Source organism: Roseobacter sp. HKCCA0882 (genome assembly GCF_037805225.1).
Lineage (GTDB): Bacteria > Pseudomonadota > Alphaproteobacteria > Rhodobacterales > Rhodobacteraceae > M30B80.
Genome location: NZ_JBBLYI010000001.1, coordinates 167,327 through 189,413, shown reverse-complemented (window position 1 = coordinate 189,413; position 22,087 = coordinate 167,327). Strand labels below are relative to the sequence as shown.

The following is a 22,087-nucleotide window of genomic DNA, read 5'->3' as shown; positions in this document are numbered from 1 at the left end:
GCGCAGATACTCGCCCCATGAGTTTACCGCCTGGATTTTTGGATGAATTGCGCACCCGCATCTCGCTGTCGCAGGTGGTCGGGCGCAAAGTCATGTGGGACAACCGCAAATCCAATGCGGCCAAGGGGGATATGTGGGCCCCTTGCCCCTTTCACCAAGAGAAAACCGCATCCTTCCATGTCGATGATCGCAAGGGGTTTTATTATTGTTTCGGCTGTCAGGCCAAAGGCGATGCAATCAGCTTTGTGAAAGATACTGAAAATGTCAGCTTCATAGAGGCGATTGAAATCCTTGCGCGTGAGGCAGGTATGCCCATGCCAGAACGAGATCCACGCGCACAGGAAAAATCAGACGCGCGCGAGAAATTGGCACAGGCCACCGAGGCGGCGGTGCAATTCTATAAGCTACAGTTGAAATCGTCTGCGGCCCGTGACGCACGGGATTATCTTGAAAAGCGGGGCATAGATGAAGCCACGCTTGCGCGATTTGAAATCGGCTTTGCCCCATCAGCACGGCGCGGGGCCTTTGAGGCATTGCAGGCCAAAGGTATCGCTGCCGAGGATATCATCACTGCAGGGATTGCCAGCAAACCCGATGACGGTGGCGCGCCCTATGATGCGTTTCGAGATCGGATCATGTTTCCCATCCGTGATCCGCGCGGGCGCTGCATCGGCTTTGGTGGGCGCGCGATGGATCCGAACGCACGCGCCAAATATCTCAACAGTCGCGAGACACCTCTGTTCGATAAGGGGCGCGCCTTGTTCAATCACGGCCCCGCCCGCGAAGCCGCGGGCAAGGGCCAGCCTTTGATCGTGGCAGAAGGCTATATGGATGTCATCGCGCTATGGCGTGCAGGGTTTGAGGCGGCGGTGGCCCCGCTTGGCACCGCCATCACCGCCGATCAATTGCACCTCATGTGGCGCATTTCGCCCGAGCCGATCATCGCCCTTGACGGGGATAAGGCGGGCTTGCGCGCCGCAATGCGCCTGATTGATCTAGCCCTGCCCATGTTGGGTGCGCAAAAATCCCTGCGGTTTTGCATCCTTCCTGAGGGCCAAGACCCTGATGATCTGATCCGTGCCAAAGGGCGCGGCGCAATGCAAACCCTGATTGACGGGGCGCAGCCTTTGGTCAACCTCTTGTGGCAGCGCGAAACCGAAGGCCGTGTTTTTGACAGCCCCGAACGGCGCGCCGAATTGGACAAATCGCTGCGCCGCGCCTCGGCACAGATCCAAGATCCTGATTTACGCCACCACTACGATACAGCATTCAAAGACCTCAAATGGCAGCTGTTCCGCCAAAAACGGCAGAGTTCGGCAGCACCTAAAACAGCCCGCAGCCCCCGCAAGGCTGGGTTTATGCGCCCTGACCTCCCTCTCGAACCTTTGGCGGAAACCCTTGCCTCGGCCCTCGCATCAGGGGCAATTAGCGAAAAAGATCTGCGTTGGTCGGTCATCTTGGCGTTGTTGTGTCTTTACCCCGCCTTGCTCGATCATTTTGAGCCGCAGCTTGACCGACTACACCCTGAGCTGGAGGAATATCGCCGCCTGAGTGCGCATCTTTTGGGGACGCGATGCCGTGACAAAGAAAGCCTTAACCAAGAATTAGAGGCTTTTGGGTTATCTCCCCTTCTTGAAAATCTGCTCTCAATGGGCCATGTGCGCATCACACCGCCCATTTTATCGCAGGGCGCGGAAGACAAAGCACGAGACTGCCTCACGGAGGAATTCGCGAAACTGGCCGCGTGGCATGGGATCGACCATGAAATGGCCGAAGCCCTTGAGGGGTTGGATCGCACCGAAGACGATCCGCACCTGTCATGGCGTTTAACTCAGGCCCTAAAGACGTTACAACAAGCCACAAAGCCGAAAAGAAACGACCAAGCGGATGCCAGTGAAGACACATCTGCATATTCAAACCGCCTGCGCCACTTGATAGAGGAGCGCGTGTGGGAGAAGAAAAAACGCTAATCCGCTTTGCGAATCACTGATTCGCACTACAATGATTTCAGGTGCAAGCGTCAGCCGACCTTGGCCGAGCTTGAACGAAAAGGATAATCGCCGATGGCCAAAGACAGCGATGACGGCAAACCCGAAGGCGAAGAGACCGAAATCGGTCTAGATATGAGCCAAGCTGCCGTCAAAAAAATGATCGCCGAGGCCCGCGCGCGTGGCTTTATCACCTATGATCAATTGAACGCTGTCTTGCCGCCTGAACAGGTCTCCTCTGAACAGATCGAAGATGTCATGTCGATGCTGTCTGAGATGGGCGTGAATATCATCGAAGATGATGAAGTCGAGGACGAGGAAAACAAATCCTCAGGCGGTGAGTTGGTGGAAACCTCCACCTCGCGCGAAGTGGCCTTGGCCAGCAGCGAGACCGAAAAACTGGATCGCACAGATGACCCTGTGCGGATGTATCTGCGCGAGATGGGCAGCGTTGAGTTGCTCTCGCGTGAAGGTGAAATTGCGATTGCCAAGCGCATTGAAGCGGGCCGCAACACCATGATCGCAGGGCTTTGTGAAAGCCCCCTGACCTTTCAGGCGATCACCATCTGGCGGGACGAATTGCTAGAAGAAGATATTCTTCTGCGCGATGTAATTGACCTAGACGCCACATTTGGCCGCTCAATCGGTGAAGAAGATGATGAAGCGCCCGTGGTTGGTGGTTTGGATGGCGACAACCGCGACAGCGGCAGTGCTGCATCGAACCAGAGTGACGAACCAGAATTGGACGCGGATGGGAACCCAATCGCCCGCGATGATGACGAGGACGAGGACGATCAAGCCAATATGAGCTTGGCCGCGATGGAGGCCGCGCTTAAGCCACGCGTTTTGGAAACCCTAGATCGTATCGCCAATGATTACATCTATCTGGCCGAAATGCAGGACAAGCGTATCTCGGCCACGCTGAATGAAGATTCGAGCTTTGATTCGGGCGATGAGGCCACCTATCAAAAACTGCGCGGCGAGATTGTGGAATTGGTGAATGAACTGCACCTGCACAACAACCGTATCGAGGCGCTGATTGACCAGCTTTACGGCATCAACCGCCGCATCATGTCGATCGATAGCGCCATGGTGAAACTGGCCGATCAGGCCCGTATCAATCGCCATGAATTCATCGAGGCCTATCGCGGCTATGAACTTGACCCCACATGGGTGGATCGCATGGCCGAAAAACCTGGCCGTGGGTGGCAAGCCCTGATGGAACGCTCCCGCGATAAGGTCGAAGACTTGCGCGCCGATATGGCCCAAGTTGGCCAATATGTCGGCCTTGATATCAGCGAATTCCGCCGCATCGTGAACCAAGTTCAAAAGGGCGAGAAAGAAGCGCGTCAGGCGAAGAAAGAAATGGTCGAGGCGAATTTGCGCCTCGTGATCTCCATCGCCAAGAAATATACCAATCGCGGCCTGCAATTCTTGGATTTGATTCAAGAGGGCAATATCGGCCTGATGAAGGCGGTGGATAAATTCGAATATCGCCGCGGCTATAAATTCTCGACCTATGCGACATGGTGGATCAGGCAGGCGATCACGCGTTCGATTGCGGATCAGGCCCGCACGATCCGTATCCCTGTGCATATGATTGAAACGATCAACAAACTGGTGCGCACAGGCCGTCAGATGTTGCACGAAATCGGCCGCGAACCCACGCCCGAGGAATTGGCCGAAAAGCTGCAAATGCCGCTTGAGAAAGTGCGCAAGGTCATGAAAATCGCCAAGGAACCTATTTCCTTGGAAACCCCGATTGGCGATGAAGAAGACAGCCAGCTTGGCGATTTCATCGAAGACAAGAACGCCGTGCTACCGTTGGACAGCGCCATTCAGGAAAATTTGAAGGAAACCACGACCCGCGTTCTGGCCTCGCTCACGCCGCGTGAGGAACGCGTGCTGCGGATGCGCTTCGGCATCGGGATGAATACCGACCATACGCTCGAGGAAGTGGGACAGCAGTTTTCCGTGACCCGCGAGCGGATCAGGCAGATCGAGGCGAAAGCCCTGCGGAAGCTGAAGCACCCCTCGCGGAGCAGGAAGCTGCGGAGTTTCTTGGATCAGTGATGCACGGCCTGCCTTGGCTTTTGTTGATCGCCAAAGACGCGCTCATGCGGAAAACGGCCTAAGGGGCCATTTTTCCCAAAATCTCCGCCGCCGCCGCATCGGGGCTGATTTTGCCCTCTGCCACATCACGCACGCGGGTCTCGATGGCGGCGCGGATCGTTTGATCCTCGCGCAGCCGCGCCAATAACCCCTCACGCAATTCTGTCTCGAACCAATGAGCCGCTTGCGTGGCGCGGGTTTCTTCCCAGATGCCCGCCTCCCTTCGCCACTGCGCCAAGTTCTGCATCTCGGCCCATGCTGTCTCAATCCCTGCCCCTTCCGCGGCTGAAACGGCCAGTGCCTTGGGGAACCCTTCGGGGTCTTGCGGGCGTTTGCGCAACAGCCGCAGCGCGCCTGCGTAATCGGCAACTGTGCGGGTGGCGGTGGCGCGCAAATCACCATCAGCCTTGTTCACCAAGATCAGATCGGCGATTTCCATGATCCCGCGCTTGACCCCTTGCAATTCATCCCCGCCCGCGGGCGCCAAAAGCAGCACGAAAAGATCGCACATCTCGGCCACCATCGTTTCGGATTGGCCCACACCCACTGTCTCGATCAAGACCACATCAAACCCCGCCGCCTCGCACAGCGACACCGCCGCGCGGGTGCGGCGCGCCACACCGCCGAGGCTTGCCTGGCTGGGGGAGGGGCGGATAAAGGCCGAAGGCACGCGCGAGAGCTGCTCCATCCGTGTCTTATCGCCCAAGATTGACCCGCCTGAGCGCGCAGAGCTTGGATCAACCGCCAAAACTGCCACGCGCAGCCCTGCATCGGTCAGCATCATCCCAAAGGCCTCGATAAAGGTGGATTTCCCTACACCGGGCGTGCCCGAGAGGCCGATGCGCAGCGCCTCACGCCCATGGCCGCGCAGCGCGTCCAAAAGTGCGGCCGCCTGCGCACGATGATCAGCGCGGCTGCTTTCGACCAAGGTCACGGCACGGGCAAGCGCACGGCGTTCACCCGCAAAAATCCGATCCTTGAGATCGAGAATATCCAATTCTGCCGTCATCGGGGCTGATTACTCCTTGACCTTACAAGGGCTTTTCTGCCTGTTCGGCCAAGCTACGTCCACCCCGAAAGACTTTTGCCGCCCCATGCGCCTGCCGATTGATGATATACTGCCCGAGTTGATCGCCGCCCTTGCGCGCGCAGGCCGCACCGTTTTGCAGGCCCCGCCTGGCGCGGGCAAAACCACCCGTGTGCCCCTTGCCCTGCTTCAGGCGGGGGCGGTGCAGGGTCGTATCCTCATGCTTGAACCCCGCCGTTTGGCCGCGCGTGCCGCTGCCGAACGCATGGCGCAAACCTTGGGCGAGGGGGTGGGGCAGACCATCGGCTACCGCATGCGCGGCGACAGCAAAACAGGCCCTTCCACGCGGATTGAGGTTGTGACCGAAGGCATTCTCACCCGCATGATCCAAGACGCGCCTGACCTGCCTGAAATTGGTGCGATCATCTTTGATGAATTCCACGAGCGGTCGCTCAATGCTGATCTTGGGCTTGCCTTGAGTTGGGAATTACGCGGCGCACTTAGGCCAGATCTAAAGATCTTGGTCATGTCGGCCACATTGGATGCGACCCCTGTGGCGGCACTCCTTGATGACGCGCCCCTTGTCACATCAGCGGGCCAAGCCTTTGAGGTGGTGACCCATCATCTGCCCGCCCCTCTGCCCAAGGAGACGCGGCTTGAGCGCGCGATGGCCGATCTGATCCTGCAGGCCCTGCACGAAACGGAGGGGGGCATCTTGGCCTTTTTGCCGGGTCACGGCGAGATTGCACGCACCGCAGCCCTGCTTGATTTACCCCGCGATATTCGCCTTCATCAACTTTATGGGGCAATGCCCTTAGCCGCGCAACGCGCGGCCATTACCCCCGAGGCAGATGGTGCGCGAAAATTGGTGCTTGCCACATCCATCGCAGAAACCTCACTGACCATTACGGATATATCCGTGGTCATCGACAGTGGCCGCGCAAGGCGCGCGCGGTTTGACCCCGCCTCAGGCATGACACGGCTTGTAACCGAACCCGTCAGCCGCGCTGAGGCGAATCAACGCCGTGGCCGCGCGGGTCGTGTCTCGGCAGGCATTTGTTATCGAAATTGGACGAAGGGCAGCGAAGGCGCGCTACCCGCTTTCCCCCCCGCCGAAATCGAGGCCGCCGATTTGACAGGTTTGGCATTGGAATTGGCCCTTTGGGGCAGCGCGGATGGCTTGGCTTTTCTCACACAGCCCCCTCTGGGCGCTCTGGCCGAGGCGCGGGCCTTGTTGCAGGGGCTTGGGGGTTTGGACGCCGAAGGGCGGATCACGGCTCACGGGCGCGCGATGGCTGCAATGCCCTTGCACCCGCGTCTCGCGCATATGCTGTTGTCTGGGGATGCGCGCGCCGCCCGAATTGCGGCCCTTTTGGGCGAGCGTGACCCCCTGCAGGGGCAAACTTCGCAAAGTGATCTGAAGCTGCGTCTGCGCCTTTTGGACGGCCCTGCAGGAAAATCCCCTCCCCTTGCGCGTATCCGTCAGGAAATGGCGCGCCTCAAACCCTTGGCCACAGGTCGCGCGTTAAGTGACGCCCAATATCTGGCTTTGGCCTATCCCGACCGTATCGGGATGCGCCGCAAGGGAGATGCCCCGCGATACATTCTGTCAGGTGGAAAAGGTGCCATCTTTGACGCAGGCGATGAATTGGCAGGCGCGCGCTTGATTGTTGCCAGTGACCTTGATGGCAACCCGCGCGGAGCCCGGATCAGGGGCGCGCTTGCCCTGACCGAAGCCGAGTTGCGCGACATCTATGGCGATCAAATTGCATGGCAGAAGATTTGCGACTGGAACCCGCGCCTGCGGCGCGTTGAAACCAAGCTGCAAGAACGCTTTGGCGCACTCATCCTAGACGAGAGGCATGACCCCAAGCCAAACCCCGAGGAGGTTACAAAAGCCCTCTGCGCGGGTATTCGCGACCTTGGCCTAAACGCGTTAGGGTGGACACGCGGCGCAACATTTCTGCGGGCGCGCATTGCATTCGCGGGCTTGACCGATGTCAGCGATGAGGCGCTTTTGGCACGGCTTGAAGATTGGGCTTTGCCCTTCCTCGGCACAGCGCGCACTGCGGATGATCTGGGGCGGTTCGATCCAAGCGAGGGGCTAAAGCTGTTGGTGGGATATGAGGCCTTGGCCGAGCTTGATCGTCTTGCACCTGCGCATTGGACAACCCCCTTGGGGCGGCAAGTCGCGATTGACTACGGAGATGCCCAACCCGGCATTGCACTGCGCATCCAAGAGGTCTTTGGCGTGACCGAGCATCCGCGCATAGGGCCAGATCGCTTGCCCATTAAATTCACGCTGCTCTCTCCTGCGCAGCGCCCTATTCAGGTGACGCAAGATCTGCCGCAATTTTGGGAAGGCTCTTATGCGGATGTGCGCAAGGATATGCGTGCGCAATATCCCCGCCACCCTTGGCCCGAAGATCCACGCGCGGCTGACCCAACCCTGCGGGCCAAACCACGCGGGACATAACCCTATTCCGCCGCAATCGCGCGGGTGGCTTCGATGGCCTCCCACAGGCGGGCGGGGGTAAAGGGCATCTCAACCTTGGCCCCCATATCCGCAAGCGCATCATTGACCGCATTCGAAACTGCCGCCAACGCACCCACTGTGCCTGCCTCGCCGCAGCCCTTCATCCCCAATGGGTTCGCGGTTGAAGGAACAGGGCGAATGGAGAAGCCGATAAAGGGTATATTATCGGCACGCGGCATCGCGTAATCCATGAAGGTTGCTGTCAACAGCTGACCATCTGCGTCATAAACCACGCGCTCGCAAACCGCCTGACCAATCCCCTGCGCAACGCCACCATGCACTTGGCCCTCGGCCAGCATTGGGTTCATCATATTTCCGAAATCATCTACCACAGTGTAGCGATCCACGGCCATCACACCCGTTTCGGGGTCAATCTCGACCTCAGCAATATGGCACCCATTGGGATAGGAACGCCCGGGCAGTTTGACATATTCCTGCACCACACACAGATCAGCACGGCCCGCACCGCGCGCGGCCTCTGCAGCCTCTAGGAGCGTAACCACCACATTTGAGCCAGGCGCACGGAAGACACCTTCATCGGCATCGAAATTGACATCATCCGCATCGAGATGATCCGCCATGAAATCGCGCAAGCCACCGATGAGGCTATCACCTGCGGCGCGCAGCGCCATGCCCTGCACAGTGACCGAGCGCGATCCACCCGTGCCGCCACCCATTTCGATCAAATCACTATCACCCTGCACGATCTCAATCGCCTCAAGCGGAAGGCCCGTTTGATCATGGACAAGCTGCGGATAGACCGTTTCGTGGCCTTGCCCGTTTGATTGCGTCCCGACATAAACGCGCGCGCCGGCATCAGTGAGTTCGATCTTGGCCCGCTCATCGGGGTCGCCTAGGATTGACTCGATATAGTAACAAATCCCCGCGCCGCGCAGTTTGCCCTTGGCGGCGCTGGCCGCACGGCGTGCGTCAAAGCCCGACAGATCCGCTTTTTCCAAAGCACGATCCAAAAGCGCCCCAAACTCGCCCACATCGTATAGCTCCCCCGTTGCAGTGCGATAGGGCATCTGATCGGGGCGAATGAAATTGCGCCTGCGCAATTCGGCGGGATCCACCCCCAAGACGCGGGCAGCGTGATCCATGCTGCGCTCAAGGCAGAAAATCGCCTCAGGGCGCCCCGCCCCACGATAGGCATCGACCTGCGCGGTGTTGGTAAATACCGCACGGTTGCGGAAAAACACATTTTGAATGTCATAGGTGCCCGTCAAAACGCGGGCGAATAGGTTTGATTGGATCAGCTGCCCATATTGCGAGACATAGGCCCCAAGATTTGACCAACTGTCCAAATGATAGGCCACGAGGCGATAATTCTCGTCAAAGCCAAGCTCACTCACTGTGACCAAATCGCGGCCCGCGTTATCGGCCAACATGGCCTCGGTGCGATCGGACATCCACCGCACAGGGCGGCCCAGATGGCGGGCGGCCATCGCGGTTAGGAAATATTCGGGATAGCCCATGGTCTTCATCCCGAACCCGCCACCTACATCGGGCGTGGTCACACGGACGTGCGAAGGATCAATGCCAAAGAATTTGGATAGATCACCTTTGGTGCCCCAGACCCCCTGACCATTTACGCCCAGATGGATACGCTCACCCTGCGGTTCCGCGAAGCACCCACGCGGCTCGATTGAATTAACGATGATCCGGTTGTCTTCGATGCGCAGACTGACACGATGTTTAGCCTGTGCCATCGCAGTTTTGACAACCGCCTCATCGCCATGTTCCCAATTATAGGCCACGTTATCGGGCGCTTCGTCATGCAGCGCCGCGCCGCCTGCAGAAAGATCTAATTTCACGGGCAGATCATCAATATCCAATTCGATCAGTTCAGCCGCATCGCGCGCCTGCGCAAGGCTATCTGCCACGATAAAGGCCACGGCCTCGCCCACGAACCGCACCCGCGAGGTGGTCAGGACGGGGCGGCGCGGGGCAACCGCATCGCTGCCATCGCCGTTTTTCACGGTGACATAGCGCATCGCATTCAGATACCCCGCCGCCTCGATATCAGCGCCCGTGATGACCATATGCACCCCATCCGCGGCACGCGCGGCATCAAGAACAAGGGTGGTGATAGTGCCATGTGCAACAGGGCTGCGCAGCACGAACCCCACCAAGGCATCCTTTGGCGCAATATCATCAATATAGCGCCCCTGCCCCGTCAAAAGACGAGCATCTTCAAGGCGTTTCACCGATTGGCTTGATCCAAACTTTTTCATGATCCCTCCTACTGGCATGGCGCTGACCTGCGAAACGCGCCTTCGCTTATGTCGCACAGTAGCGGGCCAGATCGATCTGTCCAGTCTCGCCCGCCGCTTTCTCACGATTTCCCGTAGAGAAGCGCCCCCTTGCCCCTTGGCCTCACCCGCCCCATTGGGTAAGGGAGGCACTGAGAACCCACACGCAGATGCAGCCCGAAGGCAGATCAAATGGAAAAGACATTCGACGCAAAATCAGCCGAAGCGCGGATTTCCGCGAAATGGGAAGCAGGGGAATGCTTTAAGGCAGGGGCCAATGCCAAAGCAGGTTCTGAGGCGTTTAGCATCATGATCCCACCCCCCAATGTGACGGGCGTGCTGCATGTGGGCCATGCGTTCAACAACACGCTGCAAGATGTGCTTGTGCGGTGGCATCGGATGCGCGGCTTTGACACGCTGTGGCAACCGGGCACCGATCACGCGGGCATCGCCACGCAAATGGTGGTCGAGCGCGAATTGGCCAAGGAGGGCAAAGCGCGCCGCGATATGAGCCGCGAGGAATTCCTCTCCCATGTTTGGGCGTGGAAAAAGAAATCTGGCGGCACGATCATCGAACAGCTCAAGCGCCTTGGCGCCTCTTGCGACTGGTCACGCGAGGCCTTCACCATGTCAGGGGCACCCAATGCGCCCGCAGGCGAAGAGGGCAATTTCCATGATGCGGTGATCAAGGTCTTTGTCGATATGTATAACAAAGGCTACATCTATCGCGGCAAGCGGTTGGTGAACTGGGACCCGCATTTCGAGACTGCGATTTCCGATCTTGAGGTCGAGAATATCGACCAGACAGGCCACATGTGGCACTTCAAATATCCGCTCGCGGGTGGGGCCACCTATGAATATGTCGAGAAGGATGAGGACGGAAACGTCACCTTGCGCGAGACGCGCGATTATATCTCGATTGCCACCACACGGCCTGAAACCATGCTTGGTGATGGCGCGGTGGCCGTCCATCCCGATGACGAACGCTACAAGCCCATCGTGGGGATGCTCTGCGAAATTCCTGTCGGGCCAAAGGAACATCGCCGCCTGATCCCGATCATCACGGATGAATATCCGGACCCCAATTTCGGCTCGGGCGCGGTCAAGATCACGGGCGCGCATGATTTCAACGATTACGCCGTGGCCAAGCGGGGCAATATCCCCTGCTATCGCCTGATGGACACACGCGCGCATCTGCGCGCCGGTGGCGTAGCCTATGCCGAGGCCGCGAAGATTGCGCAAGAAGTGGCCAATGGGGACAAGACCCTAACCGAGGCCGAAGTGGACGCGCTGAACCTTGTTCCCGACCATCTGCGCGGGATGGAGCGTTACGCCGCCCGTGATGCGGTTGTGGCCGAAATCACCGCCGAAGGTCTGGCCGTGATGACACGCGCCGATGACCCCCGCCTTGGCAAAGCCGCGCTGAAAGCGGATGCAGAGGGCGCTGATGCCTTGGTGCCTTTGGTCGAAGAAAAGACCATCACGCAGCCCTTCGGGGATCGCTCAAAGATCGTGATCGAACCGATGCTGACCGACCAATGGTTTGTTGACACCGCCAAAATCGTGGAACCCGCGCTAGAGGCCGTTCGCACGGGCCGCACGCGGATCATGCCCGAACAACACCGCAAGGTTTATTTCCACTGGCTTGAGAATATCGAGCCATGGACGATCTCGCGGCAACTTTGGTGGGGGCATCAGATTCCTGTGTGGTATGATGACGAAGGCGGAATGTATTGCGCCCCAACAGAGGCGGAAGCGCAGGCGATGGCAGGCGACAAATCCCTGACCCGCGACCCCGATGTTCTCGACACTTGGTTCTCCTCTGGCCTTTGGCCCATTGGCACGCTTGGCTGGCCTGAAAAGACACCTGAATTGGAACGCTATTTCCCGACCTCAACGCTTGTGTCGGGCTTTGACATCATCTTCTTCTGGGTTGCGCGGATGATGATGATGCAATTGGCTGTGGTCGATGATATCCCCTTCCGTGACGTTTACGTCCACGCGCTGGTGCGCGATGAAAAGGGGCGCAAGATGTCGAAATCTATCGGCAACGTGCTTGATCCCCTCGAATTGATTGACGAATTTGGCGCGGATGCGCTGCGCTTTACGCTGACCTCCATGGCCGCGATGGGGCGCGATTTGAAACTGTCGAAAGACCGCATCGCAGGCTATCGCAATTTCGGCACGAAACTGTGGAACGCCGCGCGGTTTGCGGAAATGAGCGATTGCAAACCTCTTGCAGGGTTTGATCCAAAATCGGTCAGTCAAACTGTAAACAAATGGATTATCGGCGAAACCGCGCAGGCGCGTTTGGCCCATGACGAGGCGCTGTCGCAATATCGGTTCAACGATGCGGCAAACGGGCTTTATGCCTTTGTCTGGGGCAAGGTATGCGATTGGTATGTCGAGTTCGCCAAGCCGCTTTTTGCCTCTGATGACGCGGCTGTCATCGCCGAAACCCGCGCGACCATGGCATGGGTGATCGACCAATGTCTGATCCTTTTGCACCCCACAATGCCCTTCATCACCGAAGACCTGTGGGGCGAGATTGCAGATCGCCCCAAGATGCTGGTGCATACAGATTGGCCCGACTATGGCGCGAAACTGGTCGATGCCGAGGCCGCACGCGAGATGACTTGGGTGATTTCGCTGATCGAAGAAATCCGCTCCGTGCGCGCGCAAATGCATGTGCCTGTGGGGCTTAAGGTGCAATTGCTTCAGCTTGATCTCGATGCGCGCGGTCAGGCCGCGTGGGACAATAACGCAGCGATGATCGAACGGCTTGCCCGCATCTCGGAGCTGACCCTTACCCAGACCATTCCCAAAGGGGCGGTCACAGTTGCGGTTGAGGGCGGCACGTTCGGCCTGCCCGTGGCTGATCTGATTGATGTGGCCGAGGAAAAGGCGCGCTTGCAAAAGCTGCTGGATAAGTTAGCCAAAGAAATCGGCGGGCTGAAGGGCCGCGTGAACAACCCCAAATTCGTGGCAAGCGCCCCCGAAGATGTGGTCGCGGAGGCCCGCGAAAACCTTGCGGCCCGTGAGGAAGAAGAAGCCAAGATTAAAACCGCCTTCGCGCGTTTGGCGGAATTGGGCTAAGATGAACGCGGCGGCGCACGAGCGCCGCTGCTGCGTCAATCACGGTGCAAAATGTGCAAGGAAAGGCTTGGTAGCGGAGGAGGGACTTGAACCCCCGACACGCGGATTATGATTCCGCTGCTCTAACCAACTGAGCTACTCCGCCAGAAGCATCGCGGAAGTAGGACAAGCGGGGGCAAGCGTCAACCTCAAAATCGAAGCGCCCGCGCAGTTTTTCAATCCACCCGCCCGCTTGGCTCAATCGCAAGATCCTCCAAGATTGGACAATCGGGGCGGTGATCCCCCGAACAGCGCGACACAAGATCGGCCAAGGCCGCCCGCATCGCGGCCAATTTGGCCATTTTCGCATCAATTTCCTGCAAATGTTGTTGCGCGATCTCTTTCACATCGGCGCTTGCGCGCCCGCGATCCTCGTAAAGGGCCAAAAGCGCGCGGCACTCCTCGATGGAAAACCCCAATTCACGAGCGCGCCCAAGAAAGCCCAGCTTATGCACATCTTGTTGCGAAAAACTGCGGTATCCGTTTCCACCGCGCGCAGGCGCAATCAAACCAATTTCCTCGTAATAGCGGATGGTTTTGGCGGGCAGGCCCGTGGCCATGGCCGTTTGCGATATATTCATCAATGCCCCCCCACATGACGCAGGCGTAGCGCGTTCATCACCACAAAGACCGAGCTTGCCGCCATCGCGCCCGCCGCCAACATCGGGTTCAAAAGCGGCCCTCCGATCAGGGCCAATGCCCCTGCTGCGACAGGGATCAACGCCACATTATAGCCAAAAGCCCAAAATAGATTCTGCCAAATATTACGCAAAGTGGCCCGCGACAGGGTCATGGCATCCACAACACCCCATGGCGCGCCAGACACCAGAACCACATCTGCCGCCTGCATCGCGATATCGGTGCCACTGCCAAGCGCGATGCCCACATCTGCCTGCGCCAAAACAGGGGCGTCATTGATCCCATCACCGACAAAAACAACGCGCTGCCCCGCCTTTTGCCACGCCGCCACAAGTGCCAATTTATCTTCGGGCTTGAGGCGAGCATGGGCTTCTGTGATGTCCAATTCTGCGGCAAGCGCATCAACCGCAGGCGCAGCATCACCTGAAAGAAGCGCGATCTTCAGACCCATGTTTTTCAACGCGTCAATCGTGTCGCGGGCATCTTTCTTAGCAGGATCACGAAAGGCCAGACTGCCGGCATAGGCACCATCCTGCGCCAAGTGGATCGGGCTTGCGCCCTGAGGGGGAATGTCTGGGACAGTGACACCCACCTCTGCCAAATAGGCCTCTGTGCCTAAGGAGATCTCCGCGCCCCCGACAGTAGCGCGGACGCCGCCAGCGATGCTGTTCTGGAACCCTTGCATCGCCGCGATGGTCAGCCCACGCGCCTCGGCCTCGGCCACAATTGCTTGGGCGAAGGGATGTTCTGATCCGCGCTCAACACTTGCGGCCAAGGCAATCAGGCGATCTTCGTCTTGCGCGTTGTAACACGCCACAAGCGCAGGCGCGCCCGTGCTGAGGGTGCCTGTTTTGTCAAAGGCCACAATGTCGGCTTGCCGCAAATCTTGCAATGCGCGCCCCTCGCGGAAATGCACCCCCAATTCCGCAGCGCGCCCCGTTCCCGCCATAACGGACACAGGTGTCGCCAGACCCATGGCGCAGGGGCAGGCAATAATGAGAACAGACACGCCAATCACCATAGCCTGCACGGGGGATGGGCCAAAGACCCACCAAAGCGCCGTGGTCACAAACGCCACAGCGATCACGACAGGCACAAAAACCGCCGCAACGCGATTGATCAAAGATTGGATAGGCAGGCGCGTCATCTGCGCCTTTGTGACCATATCCACGATCTGCGCGAGAACCGTTTGCCCACCTGTTGCAGTCACGCGGTAAATGGCGCTACCCGCGCGGTTCATCGTGCCGCCCACAACACGATCACCCGCAGATTTCGTAACTGGAACATGCTCGCCTGTGATCATGCTTTCCTCAACCAAGGCCTCGCCCTCGGTCACGATGCCATCGGTGGCAATTTTCTCACCTGGTTTGACGCGGATCAGATCCCCGATCCGCAATTCAGACGCTGCCACCTGCCGCTCGGCCCCATCTTGCAAGAGGGTGGCTGTGTCAGGGCGCAGTTCCATGAGGCTGCGAATGGCTGCGCCCGCCTGACCACGCGCGCGAAATTCCAAAAAACGCCCCAAGAGGATCAAGGTGACGATGACCGCAGCGGCCTCGAAATAGATGAAGCGGCTGGCTTCTGGGATCAAATCTGGTGCAAATGTGACCACAGTGGAAAAGGCCCATGCCGCCGTGGCCCCCAAGGCAACCAAGGAATTCATCTCTGGCGCGCCGCGCAGCAATGCAGGCACCCCTAGGCGGAAAAACACAGCACCTGGGCCAAATAAGACCAAGGTGGTCAGGGCGAATTGCACCAGACGGGTTGTAAATTCCCCAAAGGTCGCAACCTGCCAGTGATGAAATGCGGGGATAAGATGCCCGCCCATCTCCATGATAAAGACAGGCAAGGTTAGGAGCGCCGCCAAGATCAACTGTCGCTTCAGCAGGTGCCCTTCATCCTCTGCGCCGCGCTCGGGCTGCACCTCTGCCGCGGCGGGCGCAGACAGGATTGGATAGCCTGCTTGGAGCATCACATCGGTTAAATCGGAAAGGGCCAAATCGGGGGTCGCGGTGACATAGGCCTCTTTCATGGCCAGATTGACTTCGGCTTTGATCACGGCGGGATGGGCATTTAAGGCTTTTTCAGCGCGGGAGGCACAGCCCCCGCAACTGAGATTTTCCACGGCAAAACGCCAGTGATTGGTCTGCGCAGGGTCAAGCGCAACGGGATACCCCGCCTTGCGCATCGCTGCATCCATCGCTGACAGATCAAACTCTGGCGTGGCTGTCACTCGGGCGGTTTTGGTGGTCAAATTGACCTGAGCAGAACGAACATGCGGCAAGGCCGCAAGCGCCTTTTCCGCCCGCGCAGCACAGCCCCCACAAGAGAGGTTCTCAACAGTCAAAGGGATCACGCGCTGCGCTTGGTGGTCTAGCATTCTAAAGGGTCACTTATCAATCAGTTGGGGTATTTCCCCCTTCAGATAAGGGTTCCAGTTACTGGAAGGTCAACCCCCTTTGATGAGTGCCTGCAAATATTGCCCATATTCATTCTTGCCAAACAACTGGGCCCGCGCGGCAAGATCGGCCGCCGAAATCCAACCTTTGTGATAGGCGATCTCATCGGAGCTGCCTGTCTGCAAACCTTGACGTTTTTGCAATGTATAGACGAATTCCGAAGCCTCGAGCAGACTGGCATGAGTGCCTGTGTCAAGCCACGCATACCCGCGCCCCATTTGGCAAACATCCAACTGCCCATCGTCAAGATAGCTTTGCAAAAGCGAGGTGATCTCCAACTCTCCCCGCGCCGATGGGGTCACCGATCAGGCGCGCGCAGGCGCCGTGCCACCCGCCAAAATGATGCCTTTGCGTGCCATAGATTCCCCGTGCGTTCCGCAAGCCTGATGTCAGCTTATGCTATGCAGGGGGCAAGGTTGAAGCAGAAACTTTAACGGAACGGGGCAGTCACTTGACCGCCCCTTCCGATAAATTACCCCACCACGTTTTTGGCAGGGCCGTATGGATAGCCCGTAATATCCTCGGCCCCATCCTTGGTGATGATCAAAATATCATGTTCGCGATAGCCCCCCGCGCCTGCCATTCCCTCGGGGATTGTCAGCATCGGCTCCATGGAAATCACCATGCCTTCTTCGAGAACAGTGTCGATATCCTCGCGCAGCTCAAGACCTGCTTCGCGGCCGTAATAATGGCTCAACACCCCAAATGAATGGCCATAGCCAAAACTGCGATATTGCAGCAAATCGCGTTCCGCGAAGAAATCATTGATCGCATGGGTGATCTCAGCACAGCTGACACCGGGCTTCATCCGGCTCATACCCAATTCGTGCGCCTCGATATTCGCCTGCCAATAACCAAGGCTTGCCGCATCCACTTCGCCCACAAACATCGTGCGCTCAAGCGCGGTGTAATAGCCCGAGATCATTGGGAAGGTATTGAGGCTCAGGATATCGCCGCGCTGCAAAACCCGCCCCGTGACAGGGTTATGCGCGCCATCGGTGTTAAGCCCCGATTGGAACCATACCCAAGTGTCCCGATATTCGGCATCGGGAAAGCGTTTGGCGATTTCCAGCTCCATCGCATCACGCCCCGCCATGGCGACATCAATCTCACGCACCCCCGCCTTCACGGCGTCCCGAATGGCATAACCGCCCACATCGGCAACTTGCGCGCCTGCGCGGATCAACTCGCGCTCAGCGACAGATTTCACCATGCGCTGGCGCATCGTGGCGGCCGCGACATCGGCGGTGGATTTTGGCGCCAAGAACTCATTGAGAAGCGCAAATTGGCTCAAGACGAGATGATCGGCTTCGTAACCAACTGCCTTGCCCTGCCCCGCCACATGGGCCACGGAGCGCCAGTAATTGTTGCGCTGCCAATCGGTATAGGTGATCCCATCACAGGCACAGCGCCGCCATGGCTGCCCCGCATCAATACCCGCAGAGATCACGACCGCCTCAGATGCGGTCACAACCAACGCATAGGGGCGGCCAAAGGCACAGTAGAGAAAACCCGAATAATAGGCGATATTATGCATCGAACTGAGCACAACCGCATCTAGGCCTTGCGCATCCATAATTGCGCGCAGCCCCATCAGACGGGCGTCATACTCAGCTTGAGAAAACGGAAGAATGGCTTTTTCGCCATTGTGGAAACGGAAGAATTCAGGTCGCTGCATCGCCGACCCTCCTTTGACAGAAGACCCCGGCGTTCAGGGCGGTTAAGGTCTGCCATAGGACGACGCCATCGTCCCCAACCTCGTGGCACTATCTGCCGCGAAGGCCTTGAGTCGCGCAAGTCCCCTCTAGCGGCCTAGCACGCCTTCGGTCTAAGGTTTTGCCATGTTGAGCTATTTTCTCAATCGGGCGCTTGCGATGATCCTTAGCCTTGCCGTGGCAAGCGTGGTTATCTTTTGCCTCATTGAGGTGATCCCTGGTGATCCTGCCAGTTTCATGCTTGGCCTAAACGCCACAGACGAGGCGGTTGCAAACCTACGGGCGGAACTGGACCTCGATGGGGGGCTTCTGCCCCGATATCTGGCATGGGTCGGGGGCATGGTGCAGGGAGATTTTGGCCTATCCTACACCTATCGTGTGCCCGTGGCCGAGTTGATCCAAGATAGGCTTGCCGTTTCACTGCCCTTGGCCATTTACGCGCTGATCCTGTCAACGGCCCTCGCAATCCCCGTGGGGGTCTTGGCCGCGGCCAAGCGCGGCGCATGGCCCGATCTTGGGGTTATGGCGGCCGCGCAAATCGGCATTGCAATTCCCAATTTCTGGTTTGCGATGCTGTTGGTGCTGCTGTTCGCGATACAATTACAATTGGTGTCGGCGGGCGGATTTGCGGGATGGGACAGCTTTGGGGCGGGGCTCGCCTCGCTCACGCTGCCCGCCTTCGCCTTGGCCCTGCCGCAGGCGGCCATTTTAGCGCGGGTTTTGCGTTCAGCCCTCTTAGAGACATTAGAGCAAGACTATATCCGCACCGCCCGCGCCAAGGGCCTCAGCCGCAGGCAAACCCTATGGCGTCATGCCTTACGCAATGCAGGCATTCCCGTGATGACGATTTTAGGCCTTCAATTCTCGTTTCTGCTTGCGGGCGCCATTATCATCGAAAATGTTTTCTTTCTTCCTGGGCTTGGTCGCCTGATCTTTCAGGGCATCACCCAACGCGATTTAATCGTGGTCGAGTCGGTCACCATGCTGCTTGTGTTCGCCGTGATCCTCGTGACCTTTTTGGTTGATCTGGCCTATGCGGCCCTTGACCCTAGGCTGCGCAGATGAAGGTGCAGCGATCCTTAATCCTTGGCGGTGCGATTAGCCTGTTTTTCCTTGCCCTCGCCACCCTTAGCCTCCTCTGGGTGCCCCATGAGGTCACAAGCCTTGCGATTGCCAATCGCCTGCAAGGGCCAAGCGCCACCTATCTGCTTGGCACGGATCAATTCGGGCGCGATGTCCTATCTTTGCTGATGGTGGGCGCGCAAACCTCTATTGCGGTGGCGGTGGCGGCCATTGGCATTGGGGCAAGCATTGGCGTGCCTTTGGGTCTGCTGGCGGCAGCACAGCATGGGCGCTTTGGCGATGAACTGATTATGCGGGGCAATGATCTGATCTTTGCCTTTCCCGCGCTGGTGATCGCCATTCTGATCACTGCAACCTACGGCCCCTCGGCGTTTAACGCGATCCTTGCAATTGGTATTTTCAATATCCCCGTCTTTGCCCGCGTGACCCGTGCAGGGGCGCTGCCACTTTGGACATTGGATTACATCCTTGCCGCGCGTGTGGCGGGAAAATCCAAGTTTCGGATCAGCCTTGAACATATCTTGCCCAATATTCTGAATCTGATCATCGTGCAGGCCACGATCCAATTCAGCCTAGGGATTCTGGCTGAGGCCGCGCTCTCCTATGTCGGGCTTGGGGCACAACCGCCAACCCCCAGTTGGGGCCGCATGTTGGCCGAGGCGCAAACCATGATCTACACCCATCCGATGCTGGCCATTCTTCCCGGGGCCTGCATCATGGCCTTGGTTCTTGGCTTGAACTTGGCGGGGGATGGGCTGCGCGATCACCTTGACCCAAGACTGGAGCGCGCCCTGAAATGACCGCTTCGCCCCGCCTTGAACTGAAGAACCTGACAATCACCCATGACGGGGGTGCATTGGTTTCTGATCTGTCATTGACGCTCGCCGCGCATCGGATCACGGCCTTGGTTGGGGAATCTGGATCAGGCAAATCGATGACGGCGCTGGCGATTATGGGCCTATTGCCCCAAGGATGCAGCGCGCAGGGTTCGGTTCTTCTCAATGGCACTGACAGTCTCTTGGGCCTGTCAGATCGAAAAATGTGCCAGTTGCGCGGTCGAAGGATTGGGATGATTTTCCAAGAACCCATGACCGCGCTGAACCCCGTTCTGCAAATCGGCGCACAGGTTGCCGAAACCCTTATGGTGCATCGCATCAGTCCCAATCGGCGGGCCGCAATGGCGCAGGCCCGCGCCGTTTTAGATCGGGTTGGCTTGGCGCAGATTGCGCTTGATCGTTATCCGCATGAGCTGTCTGGCGGGCAAAGGCAGCGCGTGGCCATTGCCGCCGCAATCGCGGCAGCGCCCGATATTTTAATCGCGGACGAGGCAACAACCGCGCTTGATGTCACCACACAACAGGGGATTTTAGCGCTTTTGAAAACCCTCGTTGCCGAAGATGGCATGGCGCTTTTGCTGATCACGCATGATCTGGCCGTTGTGGCCTCGATGGCCGATGAGGTGGCGGTGATGAACCAAGGCCGCATCATTGAAAAAGGTGAGACAAAACGGCTTTTGTCCCGCCCGCGCGACCCTTACACCAAGGCGCTCTTATCCGGCGCCCGCCCCACCCCAAAAGAGCCCCAACCCGAGGCAGGCGAGACACTCTTATCCGTGGAAGGGGTCAGTCGCATCTATCCGCCCAAACGCCTAGGCTTGCGCAAATCTGAACCCTTCGTTGCGGTGCGTGATGCAAATCTTACCCTTAAGCGAGGGAAATGTTTGGGGATCGTAGGGGGCTCTGGATGCGGAAAATCCACGCTCGCCCGCGCCATTTTGGGGCTAGAGGCCGCGCAATCAGGGAAGATTGTCTTAGACGGCACAGAGGTGCATCCGAACATGCCGCTTGAAAATCGGCGGCGTCTGTCGATTGTGTTTCAAGACCCCTATGGCAGCTTTGACCCCCGTTGGCGGGTGGGGCGCGTGATCGCGGAACCGCTTGATCTGCAAAATGTCCCATCTAATGAGGTCACATCTCGCGTTGCGACTGCACTTGAGCAGGTCGGGCTTTCGCCTCAGGATGCGCAAAAATACCCGCACCAATTCTCAGGCGGGCAAAGACAGCGCATTGCCATTGCCCGCGCGCTGATCACGCGACCCGATATCGTGGTGCTTGATGAGGCGGTTTCAGCCCTTGATGTCTCAGTGCGCGCACGGGTTTTGGATTTGCTAAAATCACTGCAACAGGAATTGCAGCTTTCGTATATTTTCATCACCCACGATCTCGCGGTTGTGGCCCATATGGCCGACACTATTGCGGTGATGGAAAATGGGGTGATTGTCGAACAGGGGCCAGCGCCCCAAATTCTATCTGCCCCCAGACATCCTTATACACAAAACTTACTCAACACCGCGCCCCGCTTGGACGCGGCCCCACAGAAAGGGACAGTTTCATGAGGCTTGCAGGAAAAACCGCAATTGTAACGGGCGGCGCATCGGGATTTGGCGCAGGGATCGTGCGCAAATTCCGCGCCGAACGGGCCGAGGTGATGATTGCCGATCTCAATGGTGCTGCAGCCCATGACATGGCACAAGCCACGGGCAGCCTTGCCCATGAAACCGATGTCGCCAAGGGCGAGAGCGTGGCCGCCCTCGCCCAATCTGCCCTCTCCGCATGGGGACGTATTGATATTGTTGTGAACAATGCGGGCATCACCCATCTGCCGCAGATGATGGAAGATGTCACCGAGGAGATGTTCGACCGCGTCCTCGCGGTGAATGCGAAATCTGTTTATCTGATGGCCCGCGAAATCGTGCCGCATATGAAAGCTGCACAAGCGGGCGCCATCCTCAATATCGCCTCAACCGCGGGCCTCAGCCCACGACCAAAGCTGAATTGGTATAATGCCTCAAAAGGTTGGATGATCACCGCAACTAAGGCGATGGCGGTGGAACTGGCCCCGCAAGGTATCCGCGTCAACGCGCTATGCCCTGTGGCGGGGGAAACCCCGCTTTTGTCCAGTTTTATGGGCGAGGACACGCCCGAAATGCGGGCAAAATTTCTATCAACCATCCCTTTGGGCCGCTTTTCCACGCCCGAGGATATGGGCAATGCTGCCTGCTTCTTGTGCTCGGATGAGGCGTCAATGATCACAGGTGCCGCCTTGGAGGTTGATGGCGGGCGCTGCATCTAGGGGGAT

13 protein-coding genes, 1 tRNA gene and 1 pseudogene are annotated in these 22,087 nt (G+C 58.2%); 8 read left to right on the top strand and 7 right to left on the bottom strand.

The window, feature by feature from the left end; translation table 11 throughout:
• The first annotated feature begins 17 nt into the window (after positions 1 to 17).
• Both dnaG and rpoD read left to right on the top strand, forming a co-directional pair.
• Positions 18 to 1,970 (top strand): DNA primase, encoded by a 1,953-nt coding sequence (gene dnaG / locus AAC622_RS00990; protein ID WP_340259899.1) that lies wholly within the window; start codon positions 18 to 20, stop codon positions 1,968 to 1,970.
• A 93-nt stretch (positions 1,971 to 2,063) separates the two neighbouring features.
• Positions 2,064 to 4,061, top strand: a complete 1,998-nt coding sequence (gene rpoD / locus AAC622_RS00985; protein WP_340259898.1) for an RNA polymerase sigma factor RpoD — start codon at positions 2,064 to 2,066, stop codon at positions 4,059 to 4,061.
• Between the two features lie 58 nt (positions 4,062 to 4,119).
• Here the strand turns inward: rpoD and meaB are convergent, their stop codons facing one another.
• Complete coding sequence (gene meaB, locus AAC622_RS00980; RefSeq protein ID WP_445322587.1) at positions 4,120 to 5,109, bottom strand: methylmalonyl Co-A mutase-associated GTPase MeaB; 990 nt, start codon at positions 5,107 to 5,109, stop codon at positions 4,120 to 4,122.
• A gap of 85 nt (positions 5,110 to 5,194) precedes the next feature.
• Between meaB and hrpB the strand changes: the two genes are divergently transcribed.
• The gene (gene hrpB / locus AAC622_RS00975; RefSeq protein WP_340259897.1) at positions 5,195 to 7,603 is read left to right on the top strand and encodes an ATP-dependent helicase HrpB; all 2,409 of its coding nucleotides are present in this window, start codon (positions 5,195 to 5,197) and stop codon (positions 7,601 to 7,603) included.
• A gap of 2 nt (positions 7,604 to 7,605) precedes the next feature.
• On the opposite strand, the gene AAC622_RS00970 is transcribed toward hrpB, so the two are convergent.
• A complete protein-coding gene (locus AAC622_RS00970) occupies positions 7,606 to 9,900 on the bottom strand; it encodes a xanthine dehydrogenase family protein molybdopterin-binding subunit (RefSeq protein WP_340259896.1) in 2,295 nt (764 codons plus the stop codon).
• A 210-nt stretch (positions 9,901 to 10,110) separates the two neighbouring features.
• On the opposite strand from AAC622_RS00970, the gene AAC622_RS00965 reads away from it, so the two are divergent.
• Positions 10,111 to 13,014 (top strand): valine--tRNA ligase, encoded by a 2,904-nt coding sequence (locus AAC622_RS00965; protein WP_340259895.1) that lies wholly within the window; start codon positions 10,111 to 10,113, stop codon positions 13,012 to 13,014.
• 68 nt (positions 13,015 to 13,082) lie between these two features.
• On the opposite strand, the gene AAC622_RS00960 is transcribed toward AAC622_RS00965, so the two are convergent.
• From AAC622_RS00960 to AAC622_RS00940, 5 genes and pseudogenes are all read right to left on the bottom strand, one after another.
• Positions 13,083 to 13,159: transfer RNA gene (locus tag AAC622_RS00960), tRNA-Met, on the bottom strand.
• A 70-nt stretch (positions 13,160 to 13,229) separates the two neighbouring features.
• Positions 13,230 to 13,634: a Cu(I)-responsive transcriptional regulator gene (cueR, locus tag AAC622_RS00955; protein WP_340259894.1), complete on the bottom strand. Its 405-nt coding sequence runs from the start codon at positions 13,632 to 13,634 to the stop codon at positions 13,230 to 13,232.
• Positions 13,634 to 16,072, bottom strand: a complete 2,439-nt coding sequence (locus tag AAC622_RS00950; RefSeq protein WP_340259893.1) for a heavy metal translocating P-type ATPase — start codon at positions 16,070 to 16,072, stop codon at positions 13,634 to 13,636. The genes cueR and AAC622_RS00950 overlap by 1 nt, the downstream gene beginning before the upstream one ends.
• Before the next feature lie 69 nt (positions 16,073 to 16,141).
• A pseudogene (locus AAC622_RS00945) lies at positions 16,142 to 16,480 on the bottom strand (sugar phosphate nucleotidyltransferase); the annotation flags it as partial.
• A 143-nt stretch (positions 16,481 to 16,623) separates the two neighbouring features.
• Positions 16,624 to 17,829: an aminopeptidase P family protein gene (locus AAC622_RS00940; protein WP_340259892.1), complete on the bottom strand. Its 1,206-nt coding sequence runs from the start codon at positions 17,827 to 17,829 to the stop codon at positions 16,624 to 16,626.
• Between the two features lie 163 nt (positions 17,830 to 17,992).
• Between AAC622_RS00940 and AAC622_RS00935 the strand changes: the two genes are divergently transcribed.
• From AAC622_RS00935 to AAC622_RS00920, 4 genes are read left to right on the top strand one after another with little or no spacing between them, the layout of a single operon-like run.
• On the top strand, positions 17,993 to 18,931 hold the full coding sequence (locus AAC622_RS00935) for an ABC transporter permease (RefSeq protein ID WP_340259891.1): 939 nt from the start codon (positions 17,993 to 17,995) through the stop codon (positions 18,929 to 18,931).
• Positions 18,928 to 19,749: an ABC transporter permease gene (locus AAC622_RS00930; protein WP_340259890.1), complete on the top strand. Its 822-nt coding sequence runs from the start codon at positions 18,928 to 18,930 to the stop codon at positions 19,747 to 19,749. The genes AAC622_RS00935 and AAC622_RS00930 overlap by 4 nt, the downstream gene beginning before the upstream one ends.
• Positions 19,746 to 21,344 carry an ABC transporter ATP-binding protein gene (locus AAC622_RS00925; RefSeq protein ID WP_340259889.1) on the top strand — a complete coding sequence of 533 codons (1,599 nt, stop codon included), beginning with the start codon at positions 19,746 to 19,748 and terminating at the stop codon, positions 21,342 to 21,344. Before AAC622_RS00930 ends, AAC622_RS00925 begins: the two co-directional genes overlap by 4 nt.
• The gene (locus AAC622_RS00920; protein ID WP_340259888.1) at positions 21,341 to 22,081 is read left to right on the top strand and encodes an SDR family oxidoreductase; all 741 of its coding nucleotides are present in this window, start codon (positions 21,341 to 21,343) and stop codon (positions 22,079 to 22,081) included. Before AAC622_RS00925 ends, AAC622_RS00920 begins: the two co-directional genes overlap by 4 nt.
• Positions 22,082 to 22,087: the final 6 nt, after the last annotated feature.